10 protein-coding genes are annotated in these 16898 nt (G+C 46.8%); all 10 read left to right on the forward strand.

The features are described from left to right. Positions 1 to 96: 96 nt before the first annotated feature. The 10 genes from NE473_RS08425 (at position 97) to NE473_RS08470 (ending at position 16843) form a co-directional block, all read left to right on the forward strand. Positions 97 to 2400, forward strand: a complete 2304-nt coding sequence (locus NE473_RS08425) for a glycoside hydrolase family 2 TIM barrel-domain containing protein (RefSeq protein ID WP_055650799.1) — start codon at positions 97 to 99, stop codon at positions 2398 to 2400. Positions 2401 to 2423: 23 nt separating this feature from the next. After that, complete coding sequence (locus NE473_RS08430) at positions 2424 to 3935, forward strand: glycoside hydrolase family 43 protein (RefSeq protein WP_055650800.1); 1512 nt, start codon at positions 2424 to 2426, stop codon at positions 3933 to 3935. Positions 3936 to 3961: 26 nt separating this feature from the next. Further along, the gene (locus tag NE473_RS08435; protein ID WP_081034923.1) at positions 3962 to 7357 is read left to right on the forward strand and encodes a glycosyl hydrolase 115 family protein; all 3396 of its coding nucleotides are present in this window, start codon (positions 3962 to 3964) and stop codon (positions 7355 to 7357) included. Between the two features lie 100 nt (positions 7358 to 7457). Then, positions 7458 to 8807 carry an ABC transporter substrate-binding protein gene (locus NE473_RS08440; RefSeq protein WP_256265208.1) on the forward strand — a complete coding sequence of 450 codons (1350 nt, stop codon included), beginning with the start codon at positions 7458 to 7460 and terminating at the stop codon, positions 8805 to 8807. 72 nt (positions 8808 to 8879) lie between these two features. Further along, positions 8880 to 9779: a carbohydrate ABC transporter permease gene (locus tag NE473_RS08445; protein WP_055650803.1), complete on the forward strand. Its 900-nt coding sequence runs from the start codon at positions 8880 to 8882 to the stop codon at positions 9777 to 9779. Further along, entirely contained in the window at positions 9779 to 10621 is an 843-nt protein-coding gene (locus NE473_RS08450; protein ID WP_006776865.1) for a carbohydrate ABC transporter permease, read from the forward strand. The genes NE473_RS08445 and NE473_RS08450 overlap by 1 nt, the downstream gene beginning before the upstream one ends. A gap of 105 nt (positions 10622 to 10726) precedes the next feature. Beyond that, positions 10727 to 12001, forward strand: coding sequence for an extracellular solute-binding protein (locus NE473_RS08455; protein ID WP_055650804.1), 1275 nt, complete (start codon positions 10727 to 10729; stop codon positions 11999 to 12001). A gap of 21 nt (positions 12002 to 12022) precedes the next feature. Beyond that, positions 12023 to 13804: a sensor histidine kinase gene (locus tag NE473_RS08460; protein WP_055650805.1), complete on the forward strand. Its 1782-nt coding sequence runs from the start codon at positions 12023 to 12025 to the stop codon at positions 13802 to 13804. Then, positions 13782 to 15317 (forward strand): response regulator, encoded by a 1536-nt coding sequence (locus NE473_RS08465; RefSeq protein ID WP_055650806.1) that lies wholly within the window; start codon positions 13782 to 13784, stop codon positions 15315 to 15317. The genes NE473_RS08460 and NE473_RS08465 overlap by 23 nt, the downstream gene beginning before the upstream one ends. Further along, the gene (locus NE473_RS08470) at positions 15314 to 16843 is read left to right on the forward strand and encodes a glycosyl hydrolase family 28 protein (RefSeq protein WP_055650807.1); all 1530 of its coding nucleotides are present in this window, start codon (positions 15314 to 15316) and stop codon (positions 16841 to 16843) included. The genes NE473_RS08465 and NE473_RS08470 overlap by 4 nt, the downstream gene beginning before the upstream one ends. Positions 16844 to 16898 lie beyond the last annotated feature (55 nt).

A 16898-nucleotide genomic window follows, 5' to 3' on the forward strand; every position in this document is an offset into this window, starting at 1 on the left:
AAGTCCAATCCGAGAATAATGCTATATTTTTAAGCTGCAATCGGATAAGATTAAATTAGATAAAACTGTTAAGTTCCTATGAGGAGGAGAACATACATGCCAAGAAAAGAAACGAAAATCATGAATAACTGGGAATTTGCACTGGAGAAAGACGGCGAAAAGCATTTCCAGACGGTAGACTTGCCGCATGACTGGGCGATTACGGCCCCGTTTTCCAGGGAGATGGCTGAGGGGGAGGCCCAAGGCTTCCGCGACCGGTGGGGCGTCGGCTGGTACCGGAAGATTCAGGTGCTGGAGGAGAAAAAGTCGAGTTACCGCTATTACCTGTATTTCGGAGGCATCTACGAGGACAGCACGGTATGGGTCAATGATAAAGTGGTGGGCGGACGGAAGTACGGCTATAGCCCGTTTCGCTTGGACATCACGGATTTCGTGCATACCGGAGACAATGAGATTCTGGTGCGGGTGGATAATACGAAGAAGCCCGCGGACCGCTGGTACAGCGGAGCGGGAATCTACCGAACAGTGAAATGGATTGAGATGGAAGAACGCCATCTGGAAGAGAATCAGGTGATCATAAAAACCAGCCTGAAGGGGAAGGTCGGGATCATTGAGGTGAATCCAGGGATCGAGGGGATTGTTCGCGTGACTGTACGCGGCGGGGACGAGACGTATTCCTGCAAGGGCGGTAAATGGCCCCTCACCCTGTGGATTCCCGATGCGAAGCGCTGGTCAGCAAAGGAGCCAAATTTATACGAACTGACTTTGGAATTAATGGACGGGGAGAGGAGCACAGACCGTATTACGCAGAAAGTGGGAATCCGCGAGTTTTCATTTGTCCCCAATCAGGGAATGTTTGTGAATGGAGAACCGGTTGTGTTAAAAGGCGTCTGCATCCATCAGGATGTGGGGTGCCGGGGGAATGCCGCTGTTAAGGAGCTCTGGAGGGCGCGGCTTATGGATTTAAAGGAGTTGGGCTGCAACTGCATTCGGGCAGCCCACCATGTCTACGCGGAGGAATTCTTAGATCTCTGCGACGAGCTGGGGTTTTATGTCTATGAGGAGTGCTTCGACAAATGGACAGGGGGGCTTTATGGGAGATATTTTGAGACAGAGTGGAAGAAGGACGTATCAGCCATGGTGGAGAGAGACCGGAACCGGGCGTGTATCTTCATCTGGGGCGTGGGAAACGAGGTTGAAAACCAGGCCCAGGATTCCATGATCCGAATTTTAAAAATGCTGAAAGGGTATACCGTATCACTGGATTCCTCCAGACCGGTGAGTTACGCGATGAATCCACATTTTAAGAGGGAAAGCAATGTGGATTTGTCAAAAATTAAGGATATTCAGAAGTTTGTAGATGAGGAGGACAATACGGAAATCTATGATATGGAGGAGCGTTTAGACCGGATATCCAGGATTGCGGAGGTGGTGGATATTATTTCCTGTAATTACCAGGAACAATGGTATGAGAGGATCCATGAGCGTTTTCCGGAAAAGCTGATTCTGGGAACAGAGATTTACCAGTTTTTCAAGGGAAATGAGAACCAGATGCAGAATTTTACCGCAGAGAATCCGTCCCTTGTCCCTCTGGAGAAAAATTATGTGATCGGCGGAATCATCTGGACCGGAATCGATTATCTGGGAGAATCTATGGGGTATCCGGCTAAGGGCTGGGGCGGCTCTTTAATCCGTACCAACGGTTCTCGCAGGGCATCCTATTACATAATGCAGAGTTACTGGAGCAGGAAACCCATGGTGTATTTCGCAGTGATGGATTACAGCCTGGAGGATGAAGGGGTGAAGGAACACTGGGATATCCCCATGTATGCAGAACACTGGCATTTTCCGCAGATTCACAGGGCTGTGATTCCGTATATGATTGCCAGTAACTGCGAGGAGGTAAAACTGTTCTTAAATGAAAAGGAGTTCTATCTTCCGAAGCCGGCAGAGTGTCCCAACCGGATGATTACCGGCTTTCTTCCCTATGTCCGCGGACGGGTGAAGGTAGTGGGCTACAACCAGGGGAAAGAGGTGTGCAATCGGGAGGTGGTCACGCCGGAAGCACCGGTACAGCTGAAATTCAAAGAAGGGGAAGTGGTGGAAATCCCGGCGGGAGAGCAGCGGCTTCTGACCGTGGCGGCCTGCGACGAATCAGGAAACCCATATTTCCGTGAAAGCTCTATGGTGACATTTACGGCGGAAGGAGCTGGTGAAATCCTGGCTGTGGATAACGGAAATCTGATGGGGAGTGAACCGTATCATGAAACCATGATTCATATGTTCCAGGGCGAGGCCAGTGTGCTTGTAAGGAGCGGCGAGAGTGGAGAAAGCTTCCGTGTCTTAGCCTGGGCGCCTGGGCTGAAATCTGCGGCTGTCGTCTGCAGGATTATACAGTAAACTGACTTAGGAGAGAATATAATATGAAATATCAGAACCCCATTTTAAAAGGATTTCACCCGGACCCAAGTATCTGTCGAGTTGGTGAAGATTATTATTTGGTCAACAGTTCTTTTGAATATTTTCCAGGAATTCCAGTTTACCATAGCCGGGACCTTGTAAACTGGAAGCAAATCGGAAACTGCATCAGCAGGCCGGAACAGCTGTCGTTAAAACATGCCGGTAATTCAGGAGGGATCTGGGCCCCTGTGATCCGGTATCATGAGGGAGTTTTCTATGTGACGGCCACTGTAGAGAAGTACGGCAATTTTATCATTTCTACACAGGATCCGCGTGAGGGCTGGTCGGATCCTGTGTGGGTGCCGGTGGGGGGGATTGATCCTTCCCTGTATTTTGAGGGGGGAAAGGCGTATTACTGTACAAATCAGAGCGTCCACCCGGGAAAAGAGGAAATTACACTGGAGGAGATTGACGTGACAACCGGGAAGCTGAAAAGCCCCATCACGCCCATCTGGTCAGGGACAGGTGGAGGCCACCTGGAGGGACCTCATATCTATTATAAGGACAGCTGGTATTACCTGATGGCCGCAGAGGGAGGCACCTTTTTCAACCATATGGTGACAATTGCCAGAAGTAAGTCCATCTGGGGAGAGTATGAGGGGTATGAAAACAATCCGATTCTGACCAACCGCCATGATACGGTTAAAGCTGTTCAATGCTCCGGCCATGGGGATCTAATTGAAGATCACCAGGGAAACTGGTGGATGGTTCATTTGGCAGTCAGGACGGCAAGGCGGACCATGAGCCATCTGGGGAGAGAGACATTCCTTACATCTGTTACATGGAAGGATGGCTGGCCATATGTGGGCGGAAATAAGCTGGAGACCATTGAACGGGAAGGGCCGCTTTGGGCCGGACAGGAGCGTGTGCAGCTCTGGAGTGCAGATTTTAGCTCTAAAAACTGGGAGGCGCCTTGGCTTTTTCTGCGGGAACGCAGGGATTCGCTTTTTAAACGGGGAGATGGGAAGCTTTCTCTTATCCCTTCGGTACAGGCTGACGGTACAGATATTGGAAGCACGTTTGCGGCCGTAAGACCATTGGATTTTGAATGTATTGTGGAGACTGAACTTCGGTTCTGTCCGGAGCAGACAGGGGATGAGGCAGGATTGCTAATCTATCTGGAATCCAAATTCCATTACCGTTTTTGTAAAAAAAGGCTAGATGATGGAGTTTTCCTGGTCCTGGAGAAGACCGCAGAGGATTTTAAGCAGACGATCTGTTTTGCGCCGGTGAGGGATGGGAATATCTGGCTCAGGATTGAATGTGACAGGGAACAGTATCATTTTTACTATGCGTTGGAAGGTGGCCCCTTTACATTGGCCGGTACGGCATCCACCAGGTTTTTATCTTGCGAGATTGCAGGAAAATGCTTTACCGGAACCGTGGTGGGACTTTACGCACTGGCCCAAAAGCAGACAAGTGCATATGCGGAGGCTAAAAGTTTTTCTATAGGGCCTGTTGATGCATACAAATAGGTGACGGAATAAGGAGGCAGGAAAAATTGGCGGTATTAACCATAAAAAATGAAAGCTCTATTCATATAGGTATCAGTTGGAAAGAAAATTCTGCTGTCCGCATCGCAGCGGAAAATCTGAAAAACGATTTAAAAAAAGTACTGGGAACGGAAGTAACCCTTGGAGAATTCAAAGGTGGAGAATCAATCCTTGTGGGAACGGCAGGCGTTTCAGCAGAGATAGAAGGTCTCTTTGATGAAAAAAAACTTCAGGATAAAAATGGAAATTTCAGGAAAGAGGCATATATCCGGACGGTATCGAAAGACCGATTAGTGATTGTAGGGACGGACAGGCGGGGAACTATCTATGGAATCTACGATTTATGTGAGGAAATCGGTGTGTCACCCTGGTATTTCTGGGCGGACGTTCCGGTAAAGAAGAAAGAGTGGCTGGTATTTCCAGAGGACTATGAAATTATCGACTATCCTTCCGTGGAATACAGAGGAATATTTATCAATGATGAGGAGGAACTGGAACGCTGGGCGAAGCTTCATATGGAGGAGGACACTATCGGCGTCCATACCTATGAGAAGATCTTTGAACTTCTTCTTCGGCTAAAGGCGAACTATATATGGCCGGCCATGCATGTGAATTCCTTTAACCGCAGGAAGGAAAACGGCGCCCTGGCAGACCGGATGGGGATTGTAGTCGGTACCTCACACTGCGATATGCTGATGCGGAGTAATAACCGGGAATGGCTTCCATGGCTGAAAGAAAAGGGATACGAAGGTGTGAAGTATGACTACACCATTGAGGGCAGAAATCGGGAAATTCTCCATGAATACTGGAGGGAGAGCGTGATCCAGAATCGGGATTTTGAGGTGAGCTATACCCTGGGAATGAGGGGAATCCATGATTCAGGATTTGAGACCAGCAATTTAAATGGCAGAACTGAGGAAGAACTGCGGACTCAGAAGATTGAACTGCTGGAGACAATCATCGCCAGTCAGAATGAAATCCTTAAGGAGGAGCTGGACAAGACACCATTAAAATTGTTCATTCCTTATAAGGAAGTCCTAGAGCTATATGACCATGGCCTGAAGGTACCGGACGATTTTACGATGATCTGGGCGAATGACAACTACGGCTATGTCCGCCGTTATCCTTCAGAAGAAGACCGAAAGAGAGTGGGCGGACATGGAATCTATTATCATAATTCCTACTGGTCCCCGCCTGGAAGGTCCTACTTATTCTTCTGTTCCATCCCTCTTACCCATACGAAGTACGAACTGATGAAAGCATATGACGAAGGGATTCAGAAGTTGTGGATCTTGAATGTGGGAGCGTTAAAGCCTCTTGAAATGGAGGTGGAATTCTTCCTGCGTCTTGCCTGGGAAGCGGGAAGCGCGAAGGGCCGGACTCAGGACGTGGACAGCTATGTAAGCGATTGGATTGACCGGAACTTTACCGGGAAAATTGGAGAGAAAATGGGACCGCTGCTCAACCGGTTTTCCCAGATTGCCAACGTGCGCAAGCTGGAAATGATGGAGGACGATGTATTTTCCCAGACTGCTTATGGTGATGAGGGAGTTATGCGGCTTCATAAACTGCAGGAAATTCTGGATCAGGCAGATGTGGTCTATGAGGGACTTTTGGAGGAGGAAAAAGACGCGTTCTTCCAGTTAGTCCTTCTGCGGATTCATGCCCTTTACCTGACAATGGGCCAATATTATTTCTCTGACAGAAGTACTCTGTGCCACAAACAGGGAAAGCAGCAGGCAGCCGATCTTTATGTGAAGGAGACCAGGGCTTATGAGGACGCCAGGAGGAAACTGCTTCTTTACTACAATGAACGGATCTCGGGCGGAAAATGGAAGGGAATCGTTACGCCGGAAGATTTTCCGCCGCCCAGAACTGCCATGTATCCGGCCTGTACGCCGTCTGTTCATATGGGTGGCAGGAATATGCTGGTTCATATATGGAATAACGGGGAGGAACTCTGTTTTGTGAGGCCAGGAACAAAATGGTTCGAGATTTCCAACGGTGGGGAAGGAAGCTTCGCCTGGCGGGCGGAGACTCCAGACTGGATACAGCTTTCCGAAACATCCGGGGAGATATCCTGTGAGACAAGAATCCTGGTAACGGTAAAGGAAACTCAGGAAGAGAAAACAGGGATTATTCTGATCCGGAACGAGACGGACAATGTGCAGTGTGAAGTACCAGTTCTTGTAAGCCCGGTTCCTGCCGGTTGTGAGAATCCGGAAGAGGCTGGGGTAGTGTCAGTCTCCGTGACAGGACTCCGCGTGGACGGATTCCGGTTGATTTCCTACCTGGGACGGGAAGAGGGAGATTTACTGGAAGGATATAAGGAAGGGGCAGAAGCCTCATTCCCGGTATATTTTAGCAGCGAGGGAGAATTCCTATTAGAAATCCACCGTTTTCCATCTTTGAATTCTACGGGAAGAATCCGCATGGGAGTAAAGATCGACCGTGGGACAGTGTTAACGGTTGAAAGCCTAGCAAATGACGAATGGCGTGATACCTGGACGTATAACTCCACCAATAACGTCGATAAATTGTACTTAAAACTTCCGTATTTAAAAAAAGGCGCGCATCAGGTGACGTTTAAGGTGATTGATCCCTATTTCGCGATTTCGCGGTTTGTGATTTATACGAAAGAAAGAGCGGAGAACAATCTGGGAATTATTTGTGCGGGTCAGGTAAATCGGGAGTTTCCTAGAGAACAGGCGCTTTTGAATAATGGTCGGATCCTTGACTGGTCGGATCGGTTTTACGGAGCCCCTGAATTAAAGCCCAGGAAAGAAATTTATGCGAACCGGGAGGTGACAAGAGACAGTCTTGTAGCGACGGATCATTTTGAAGAACCGGTGGAATATGGGAAGACGAAAAGCCCGAAGGAAGTACTTACCGCTGCTCACAGTTTATTCTGCGAAAAAGACGGCGTGGTAAAGATTGATGCAGTGACTGCATATGAGCAGACGGAATTCGCTTATACGGAGAATGGCCAGTGGCAGTACTGCAGCAGCGAATCCTATGGCAGGAGCGGCCTGGCCATTTATATGAGAAAGCGTGGGCAGCAGTGGAAACAGGAGGAAGAGGCTCCGAATCTGAATTATCAGATCCGGTGTGACGGAGGAACCTATGATTTCTGGGTTCTGCTCCGGATTGATCCGGCTTCCCCTTCCTATCTGGGAGTAGCGGCTGACGGAAACTTTGTGGACCGTACACTTTTATATAACAGCGGAAAAACTTGGAGATATGAGGCGGAACAGGTCTGGAGATGGATTCCTCTTGCGGGTCTGGCACTTTCCGGCGGAAAGCATGTACTCACTCTTGCGGTGCTGGCCTCTGGTGTCAGAATTGATCGGCTGTATCTGACCAGAAAAGGAGACCGACCGCCGGTTGACTGTTCCTGGGAATAAGAAAAACAAAAAAAGTGCACATAACATCCAAGAATTTTTGTATTTTACATAAAAATAAGATAGTACAATAAAAACAGAAAAAGAAAGAGAGGAAAAAGTAATGAGAATGAAAAAAATTATGGCACTTTTTTTGACAGCAGCGATGGCGGCGGGGGTGCTGTCCGGATGCGGCGGCGGGAACTCCCAGACGACCGACAATACAAGTGCTGACGGAACCAGCAGTGTGGAGACCACATCGGCAGTGAAAAACGGGAAGGACGGCAGGACGACGATCCGATTTGCCTGGTGGGGCGGCCAGGAACGGGCCGATTTGACTAATGAAGCAGTGAAATTGTTCATGGAGAAGAACCCGGATATTGAAGTGGAGACAAGCTTTTATCCGTGGGATTCCTACTGGGAAAATTTATCGGTAGCTTCAACGGCTAACAACATTCCTGATGTTTATCAGGGCTACATCGGTTCGGGAGACTTCCAGCAGTTCATGGATGACGGAATCGTGGAACCTTTAGATAGCTATGCAGAGTCCGGCCTGATTGATTTATCTTCCATCTCGGAGAATTTAATTGCTGAAGGCCAGGTGGACGGAAAACTTTACGGGCTGCCATTCGGAGTAAACACCAGAGCAATGTTAGTGGCACCGGACATCTATGAGAAGGCCGGCCTAACAATTCCGGAAAATGGTTATGAGTCCTGGGAAGCATTAGAGGCAGATTTGCCAAAGTTAAAAGAAGCGACAGGCAAATACGCTGCTGCCGATTTTTTGATGATGGAAGGCGATGTGTTTAAATATTACTGCAGACAGCAGGGGGAGAGTGTATATGCACCGGAAGGCGACAGCCTGATTAACTTCTCAAAGGATACATTTAACAACTTTTATGGCATGAAATTAAAGTGGGCTGGTGAGGGTCTCATTCCGCCATATGATGTATCACAGGCAGAGAACGGACCGGAAGATTCTTCAATTGTAAAGGGAGAAACAGCGGTTAATATTATTCCTGCCTCTCAGTATGCAAATTTTGCTAATGCGGCGAACAAGGAGCTTAGGATGATCCTGCTTCCGGGATCTACAAGCGGAAAGGCAACCATGGTTCCGGCTTCCCTTCATTTATGTATGTCCAGCAAGTCTGAGAATAAGGAGGCAGCAGCGAAACTGATTGATTTCCTGATCAATGATGTGGAGGCAAATAAGATCATGAAAGCTGAGCGCGGTATGCCGGCTTCCGATAAAGTGCGTGAGAGCATGGAGAGCACTTTTGATGAAAATCAGAAGAAAGTGTCTGCAATTGTAGACCAGGCTGTAGAGTACAGCTCAGCCAATGATCGGCCGTCTATGGCAGGCAGCAGCAAGATTCAGAAGCTGTTGGCAGAGTACGAAGAGAGAATGATGTATCAGGATATCACGCCAGACGAGGCATATGACGAATTAGTGGAAGCTGCTAAGCTTAATTGATTCCATAGGAGATATGCGGGGGCAGAGCGGCAACGGCCTGCCCCCGTTTGCATGTAAAAACCGGAGGTAAATATGAAAAACAAAAAATTAAGAAAGCGCTGTGAAGGTTATCTCTATGTGGCGCCTTGGTTATTCGGATTTATCGTGCTGACTCTGATCCCATTTCTCTGCCTGATCTATTTCTCCCTTACAGAATATAATATGTTAAGCGTGCCGAAGTGGAACGGAATTCAGAATTATATTGAAATATTCACGAAAGATAAAAAATTCATTGCATCCCTGAAAGTAACCTTTCTCTATGTACTGGTGTCTGTGCCATTAAAGCTTCTGGCAGCTCTTCTGGTTGCGATGCTTTTGAATCAGAAGAGAAGGGGGATTGGAATCTACAGAACCTTATTCTACATTCCCTCTATCATCGGCGGAAGTGTGGCAGTGGCCGTTATGTGGCGAAACTTATTTTCCAGAAGCGGTGCTTTCAATGCTCTGATTACGGCGGTTACTGGAATCAATATGGACATATCCTGGGTGGCGGACCCGAGGACAGCCTTGGGCTCCTTAATCTTAATGGCCATCTGGCAGTTCGGATCTCCGATGTTGATCTTCCTGGCAGGCTTAAAGAATATATCCTCCACCTATTATGAAGCGGCAACGGTGGATGGAGCCAATAAGGTACAGTGCTTTTTCTCCATCACATTGCCGATGCTGTCCCCTATCATCTTCTTTAACCTGATCATGCAGATGATCAACAGCTTCATGACATTTACACAGGGATTGGTTGTCACCAACGGTGGTCCTATGAACCGGACCTTATTCTATCAACTTTATGTGTACCAAAAAGGCTTTGAAGACTTTAATATGGGATATGCGTCAGCCCTGTCGTGCATCATGCTGGTGATTGTGTTGTTTTTTACCGCACTGGTATTCAGAAGTTCGGACGCGTGGGTTTACTATGAGAGCGGAGGGAAAAAATAATGAGAAGAAAAAAACAAATCGGAAACATTGCGTTTCATGTGATCTGCATCTTATTTGCCCTGACCTCCTTATATCCGATTTTGTGGATGATCTCCAGTTCCTTAAAAGAAAGCTCCCAGGTGTTTGTGGACGCGGCCAATTTAATCCCGCATGAGTTTAAAATAGAAAACTATATAAATGGTTGGAGAGGGTTCGGAGGGATATCCTTTGCCTATTTTTTTAAGAATACGTTTATTGTCGTGATTTTGAGCGTTCTTGGGGTTGTTGTTACATGTCCCTTTGTCGCTTATGGGTTTGCAAGGCTGGATTTTCCATTTAAGAATGTATGCTTTATGACCATCTTAATCTCACTGATGCTGCCTGGGCAGGTGGTTATGATCCCTCAGTACATCATGTTTAACAAACTGGGCTGGCTGAATACCTATCTGCCGCTGATCCTGCCGCTGTGGTTTGGAAGCGCGTTTTTTATCTTCCAGCATATGCAGTTTATCCGCTCCATCCCCAATGAACTTGATGAAGCCGCATTTTTAGACGGGGCTAGTAAATTCAAGGTATACACAAATGTAATTCTGCCATTGATCAAACCCTCCCTTGTGACCTCAATCATCTTCCAGTTTTACTGGAAATGGGAGGATTTCTTCGGCCCACTTATTTACTTGACTTCCCCGAAGAAGTATACTGTATCTGTGGCACTGCGGCTGTTCTCTGACCCCACCTCCATGACAGACTGGGGGGCCATGTTCGCAATGGGTATTCTGTCACTGCTTCCGCCGGTTATCTTATTCTTCTGCTTCCAGAAATATATTGTGGAAGGAATCAGTACCAGCGGATTAAAAGGATAATAAAAACGATAAAGCTGCTGTCCCGGAGGGAGTCCCTCCGTCTGGACGACAGCTTTCATCTGCATTTTGGAGAAAACAGGATTTTACAGAAAAAGGGGGATCATCATGAATCTGAAATTGGGAAGTTTTGTACTTGCTGCCACGGTGGCCTTATCAGTAAACGGATGCTGGCAGAAAACAGAGCAAACCGTGGAAGTGGAAGCAGAGATGGTGCCGGTTCTGGACGTATATGCGGGAAAAAATGAGGAAAAAAATTTAAAACTTCTGGTACAGGCGTATGAGAAAGAGAATCAGGATGTATCCATAGAACTTCACTGGATTCCGGACTCAGAGTACAGCCAGCAGATGATGCGTATTAAAAATGGTGAAAGTGAGGCGGACTGTATCTTTTTTCCGGAGGCCGGGGAGGCAGCGATCTGGAAAAATAAGAAGATTTTGAAAAATTTAAGCCCCTGGTATGAGACGAAGAATCAGGTAAATGCTTCTCTGTATGGTGATGTGGAGAAGGACGGCGCTTTGTATATGATCCCCTACCGGGTTGGGAAAATTTGTGTGTATTATAATAAAACTCTTTTTGACAGCCGGGGCGTGGAGTACCCGCAGGAGAACTGGACCTGGGAGGATTACAGAGAAAAGGCAGGAATATTGACAGGCTGGGGAAATAACAAGAAGGTCTACGGAGCACTGGGATTTGAAAATTCCAGCTCGTGGTGGATGCTTCCTGCACGAACGAGAGGAGCTTTCGACCCTTTTAAGGAAGAAGATTTAAAGATGTTCCGCGAGTCGGCGGAGTGGTGCCATGCGTTTATCAGTGAGTCAGCGGAGAAAACTCCCTATATGTCCCGGACAGATGATGACTGGAGCGGCTATCACATCTTATTTGCGGAAGGCAGGCTTGGAATGTATTTTGGGGAAGATGGCGAAGTAAATACCATCAACCAGGAACTGAGGAAAAAAGGCATGAATATCGAATACGATGTGATGGAACTTCCATCCTGGGAGGGAACGGAGAAAGCGGACGTATACAATACCGCGGTGGTAGCCATGGCCGAGGCAACCAAATATCCGGAAGAAACCTATCGTTTTATGAAATTTTGTACAGGAGAAGAAGGCGGTAAGATTCTGGCAAAAAACCGGACTGTTCCATTTTTGCAGTCTCCAGAGGTTTTAAAAATCTATCTCTCCGGCACGCAGATTCCGGAACATGCGGAATATTTCCTGATGGACCAGGCGCCCCGCGGGCTGGCTGTTGGCACACTTCACAATGGGGGAATTGAAGTGATGCGCAGGGAAGTGTCCATGTATTTACTGGGGGAACAGGAGCTGGAGTATACATTTAAGACGATTGAAGAAGAGCTGGCCAAGTTAAGAGTAAGATAGTGCGAGGATGAGGGAGAGAGCATGAAGCAGACAATTACACATCGGTTTTTAAGGTATTTGATTCTGATCATTATCAGCTCCAATCTTCTGGTGGCTATCTTTCTGTACGGAATTATGAGAGAGAATGCCATGAGACAGGCGAGGGATATGAGGCAGAATCTGATGGAATCAAATCTGACCATGATGCAGCAGTATTTTGAAGATGTGGACCGAATCGCGGACGCAATCATCTACAACCGCGACATGATCCGTTTTATGAGAAATGATAAAGACACGGTATCTGATTTAGCGTTACTTCGGGGAATTGAAAGCCAGTACTATTATTCCAATCCGGATCTAGCCCTGAGTTTTTATAAGGCTGGCCACTGGAATGGTGTATATTCCATCGAAAATGAAGAGCGAGCCGTCTACGTTCCGGATTACCGGTATACGGACTGGTATCAGGAAATCATATGGACGAGGGATAAGAAGGTGCTGATGACCGTGAATGCGGAGAATGGTGCCTCTGTCCAGTCCTGTGTCTATAAAATTGAGGATTTATATACACCGGGTGTGGTGGGATATTTAAAAATCGATATAGATATGAATTATCTGAAGAAACGGTTTCTCCACAGCTTCAGCAAGATTGCCGGGGCGACGATTCTGGACGGGGACGGGAATGTTCTTTTCTATGATAAAATTGAGATTAAAATCCCTGCAGAATTAATGACGGAAAATGGGAGCGGAACCTATGAGACAGAGGACTATATTATTACATACGGCACCTCGGAGAGTACCGGCTGGCATCTCTGCCTGGCCAGTTCCAAAGAGGAGATTCTAAAAGGGCAGAACCAGATTATCCCGGTGCTGATCCTGATACTGCTGGTAATTGTTGGATTCACGCTCCTGATTTCCAAACGGTGTTTCTCAATCATTACGGTGAATTTCAAGCGTCTGGCGGAAGGCATGGAACAGGTAAAACGCGGAGACTTAACCACCAGGGTTAAGCCTGATACAGAAGACGAAATCAACATTTTGATCCGGGAATTCAACGATATGATGAGACGGATCAACGAGCTGATGAGGCGTGTGGAGTCCGAGCAGCTTCTGGTAAAGGAGGCAGAAATCAAGGCGCTCCAGCAGCAGATCAACCCTCATTTTATCTATAATATTTTGGAAACCATTATGGGACTTGCAAGCGAGGGAATGGATGATGCGGTTATTGAGGTCAGTACCTGCTTAAGTGAGATGCTGCGTTACAATACAAGATTTGAAAATGTGACTGTAGTTGAAAAAGAACTGGAACAGATTAAAAACTATGTGACAGTGATCAAAATAAGGTTCGAGGACCGGTTCGAAGTGTATTACGATGTGGATGAAGAATGCTTAAACTGCAGGATTCTAAAATTCACCCTGCAGCCGCTGTTAGAGAATGCCATTTCCCACGGTCTTGCTGAGACGGATTCAGGCGGGATGCTTCGGATACGGATTAAAAAGGAAGAGAATATGGTTTCAATCATGATATTCGACAACGGAATAGGAATCCCGGAGGAGAAACTGAAGGAGCTGAACGAAAGGTTGAAAGTGACAGGAGAACGCCCACTCGAATTTATCGAGCAGTACAAGAGCCTTGGAATTTTAAACGTTCATCTGCGGTCGAAACTTTTCTACGGAGATACTTATTCTATAGAGATATTCAGCAGGGAAGAAAAGGGTACCTGTATTGTTATGAAGATTCCTTTTGTCTGCATAAATACAAGACAGAAGGAAAACAGCATAATACTTGAGGGAGGAGAGAGTTATGTACAAGGTGATGATTGTTGACGATGAAAAATTTATCAGAAAAAGCATCCGGAACAGGATTGACTGGGAGAGATTCGGTATCACAGAGATTGAGGAGGCAGCAAACGGCCAGGAGGCGCTGGCGCTCCAGGAATCTTTCCGCCCGACTATCGTACTGGTGGACATCCGGATGCCGAAGATGGATGGGCTGGCATTTATTACGGAGTCGAAAAAACGATATCCGGGCATCAATTATATCATCATGAGTGCATACAGCGATTTTTCTTATGCGAAGACGGCCATTCAGCTGGGAGTGGAAGCATATCTGCTGAAACCCGTGAATAAAGAGGAACTGGAAAAAATGCTGGGCCAGCTGCTTCATAAGGCCAATGAGGAGAAGCTGGACAGAATGTTACGGAGTATCTCTGTAAAGGAACCGGAGAAGAATGTGATCTTTCAGTACCGGTATGTGACGGCACTGGCTATCTATGCGCCATCAGACGAGGAGAATGGGGTGGAGATCAGGATGAAGGTAGAGGATCATTTGTCACAGTACAGTGACTGCTCTGCCTATTATCTGCGGGACTGTTCCAGGAGCAGTTGTTTTATGTTTCTGATTAACACTGAGACGCAGAGTCAGGATATTGCGAAAAAGTGCGGCAGCGATCTTCTGGAACTCATGGGGGATCAAAAGATGCGGGCGGCGGTTTCAACCGTGTTCGAGCGTGGAGAGTTCAAGGTCGCGGTTGCCCAGAGCCTCTGTTTTCTAAAGCGGAAAATGTTCTGTCCCCAGAAAAAAATTATTTCCTATTCTTCCTGTGAGAACAGGGATTCATCGGAAAAAGCAGAAAAGAAACGGAAAATGAGAGGAAAACTGGGGCAGCTTTACAGTCTGATACGAAAGGAGGAATTTGACCGCCTGGAGGGAGAACTTTTGGGAATTATTAATGAGCTGATCTCGGAGACGAACTCCATTACTTTAATTGAAGACGGAGTAGGAGAACTCCTGGTTCTATTGGGGCATTTGCCCAGGGAGGCGGGCGGAGACATGGATTTTGAGATACTGTTCCATGATTTAAAAAGCCGGGATTATCTGCTCGTTTACCAGACCTCTGATGAGTTAAAAGATAGTTTGAAAAAGATCGTCAGCCGTCTGCTGGACGGAGTCCGCAATAAGGAGTCAGCGGATGTAATTATCAGCATCAGAGAATATATCGAAAAAAATTATGACGACTCTTTAAATGTAGCGGATTTGGCCCGTAAATACGGTTTGAATGTAAGCTATTTATCGACACTGTTTAAGGAACGGACCGGAATCAATATCACCTCTTATATTGAAGGAATCCGCATGGAAAAGGCAATGAATCTGTTAAGGGAAACGAATTGGAAAGTAACAGAGGTGGCTTTTCATGTGGGGTATTCCAATTCTGGCTATTTTTCAAGAGTATTTAAAAAGTATACTGGAGTCACGCCGGGAGAATACGGGGAAATGGAGAAAAAGAGACGGAAGACTCCAGGAATATCTTTAGAAGAAAGAGGAGGAAAGACAGTATGAATCAGATAAAGGAACTTCACAGTTTCACGACAGAGAATTCAATTACTCTTTATTGGGACAAACCGGAGGGGCTGGAAGGAGGCGTACAATATCAGGTGTTTTTGAACCGGAAGCAGGCAGATACGGTGGACCGGACACACTGTGAACTAGAAGATCTGGAGCCAGATACGGAATACAGGCTTAAAGTAAAAACGGACAGTGAGAAAGGTCGGGCAGTGTCGGATGAAATTATGGTAAAAACAGGGAAAAAGAAGGTTCTACTGGATATTACGAGAGGACCATATCACGCTGTGGGGGATGGAAAAACTTTAAATACAGCGGTGATCCAACGTGCGATTGACGATTGCATGGACGAAGAGGCGGTCTATCTTCCAAAGGGAGTATTCTTAACTGGGGCGCTGCGGCTGCATAGCGATATGGAACTGTATTTGGAGGAAGGCGCGGTTCTTCAGGGAACGGACCAGGTGGAAGATTATCTTCCCAGAATCTGGAGCCGTTTTGAAGGGATTGAGCAGGAATGCTATAGCAGCGTTTTAAATCTGGGGAGTCTGGAACATCAAGGGGATTATAACTGTCGAAATGTGGTAATACGCGGAAAAGGAACTATCGCAAGCGGAGGGAGAAGCCTGGCAGAGAAGGTGATTGCGTCTGAAACGGAGCATTTAAAGGATTATTTACTTTCCCTTGGGGAGCAGATTAGGGAATGCGAGAAGCCGGAGACGATTCCAGGAAGGGTGAGGCCGAGACTGATCAATATGAGCAACTGCCAGAATATTACCATGTCAGGATTGAAGTTAAAAGATGGCGCAAGCTGGAATGTCCATATGATCTACTCTGACGGCATTGTGACCAATAACTGCACATTTTATTCGGAGGGAATCTGGAACGGGGACGGCTGGGATCCAGATTCTTCCACCAACTGTACGATCTTTGGATGTACATTTAATACCGGGGATGATTCCATAGCCATTAAATCGGGCAAGAATCCGGAGGGAAACGAAATTAGCAGGCCCAGTGAGCATATCCGGATTTTTGACTGTAAATGTGCCATGGGACACGGGATTACCATTGGCAGCGAGATGTCGGGAGGAATTAACGACGTGCAGATTTGGGACTGCGATATCAGCAGTTCCCGGCATGGGATTGAAATCAAAGGAACAAAGAAACGTGGCGGATATGTGAAAAATGTAAAAGTTAGAGACAGCCGGACAGCCAGAATCCTGTTCCATTCGGTTGGATATAATGATGACGGGGCCGGTGCTCCGAAACCGCCGGTTTTCGAGAAATGCATCTTTGAGAATATAGATGTGACGGGAATGAGTCTGAGCAAACAGAGAGAATGGATTCCCTGCGATGCCATTGAACTGTGTGGATTTGATGAAGAAGGCTATGAGCTTAGAGAAATCGAATTTAAGGATATCAGACTGGGGAGGCCGGGAGAGAATCGTAAGCATATAATTACTCTGCAGATGTGCGAGGGAATCAGTTTTTCTAATGTTTCAGCGGCAGGATTTTTGAAAAGGTGAGGAAAGTAATTATGAACAGGACATTGGGCCTATAATGTAGGAATGCTGAAGAGAG

The sequence above is a fragment of the Hungatella sp. SL.1.14 genome (genome assembly GCF_024460495.1).
GTDB lineage: Bacteria > Bacillota > Clostridia > Lachnospirales > Lachnospiraceae > Hungatella > Hungatella hathewayi.

Bases quoted from the DNA above. Each gene is read 5' to 3' on its own strand.
- NE473_RS08425 (WP_055650799.1), top strand. From the start codon at position 97: ATGCCAAGAAAAGAAACGAAAATCATGAATAACTGGGAATTTGCACTG.
- NE473_RS08430 (WP_055650800.1), top strand. From the start codon at position 2,424: ATGAAATATCAGAACCCCATTTTAAAAGGATTTCACCCGGACCCAAGT.
- NE473_RS08440 (WP_256265208.1), top strand. From the start codon at position 7,458: ATGAGAATGAAAAAAATTATGGCACTTTTTTTGACAGCAGCGATGGCG.
- NE473_RS08445 (WP_055650803.1), top strand. From the start codon at position 8,880: ATGAAAAACAAAAAATTAAGAAAGCGCTGTGAAGGTTATCTCTATGTG.
- NE473_RS08450 (WP_006776865.1), top strand. From the start codon at position 9,779: ATGAGAAGAAAAAAACAAATCGGAAACATTGCGTTTCATGTGATCTGC.
- NE473_RS08455 (WP_055650804.1), top strand. From the start codon at position 10,727: ATGAATCTGAAATTGGGAAGTTTTGTACTTGCTGCCACGGTGGCCTTA.
- NE473_RS08460 (WP_055650805.1), top strand. From the start codon at position 12,023: ATGAAGCAGACAATTACACATCGGTTTTTAAGGTATTTGATTCTGATC.
- NE473_RS08465 (WP_055650806.1), top strand. From the start codon at position 13,782: ATGTACAAGGTGATGATTGTTGACGATGAAAAATTTATCAGAAAAAGC.
- NE473_RS08470 (WP_055650807.1), top strand. From the start codon at position 15,314: ATGAATCAGATAAAGGAACTTCACAGTTTCACGACAGAGAATTCAATT.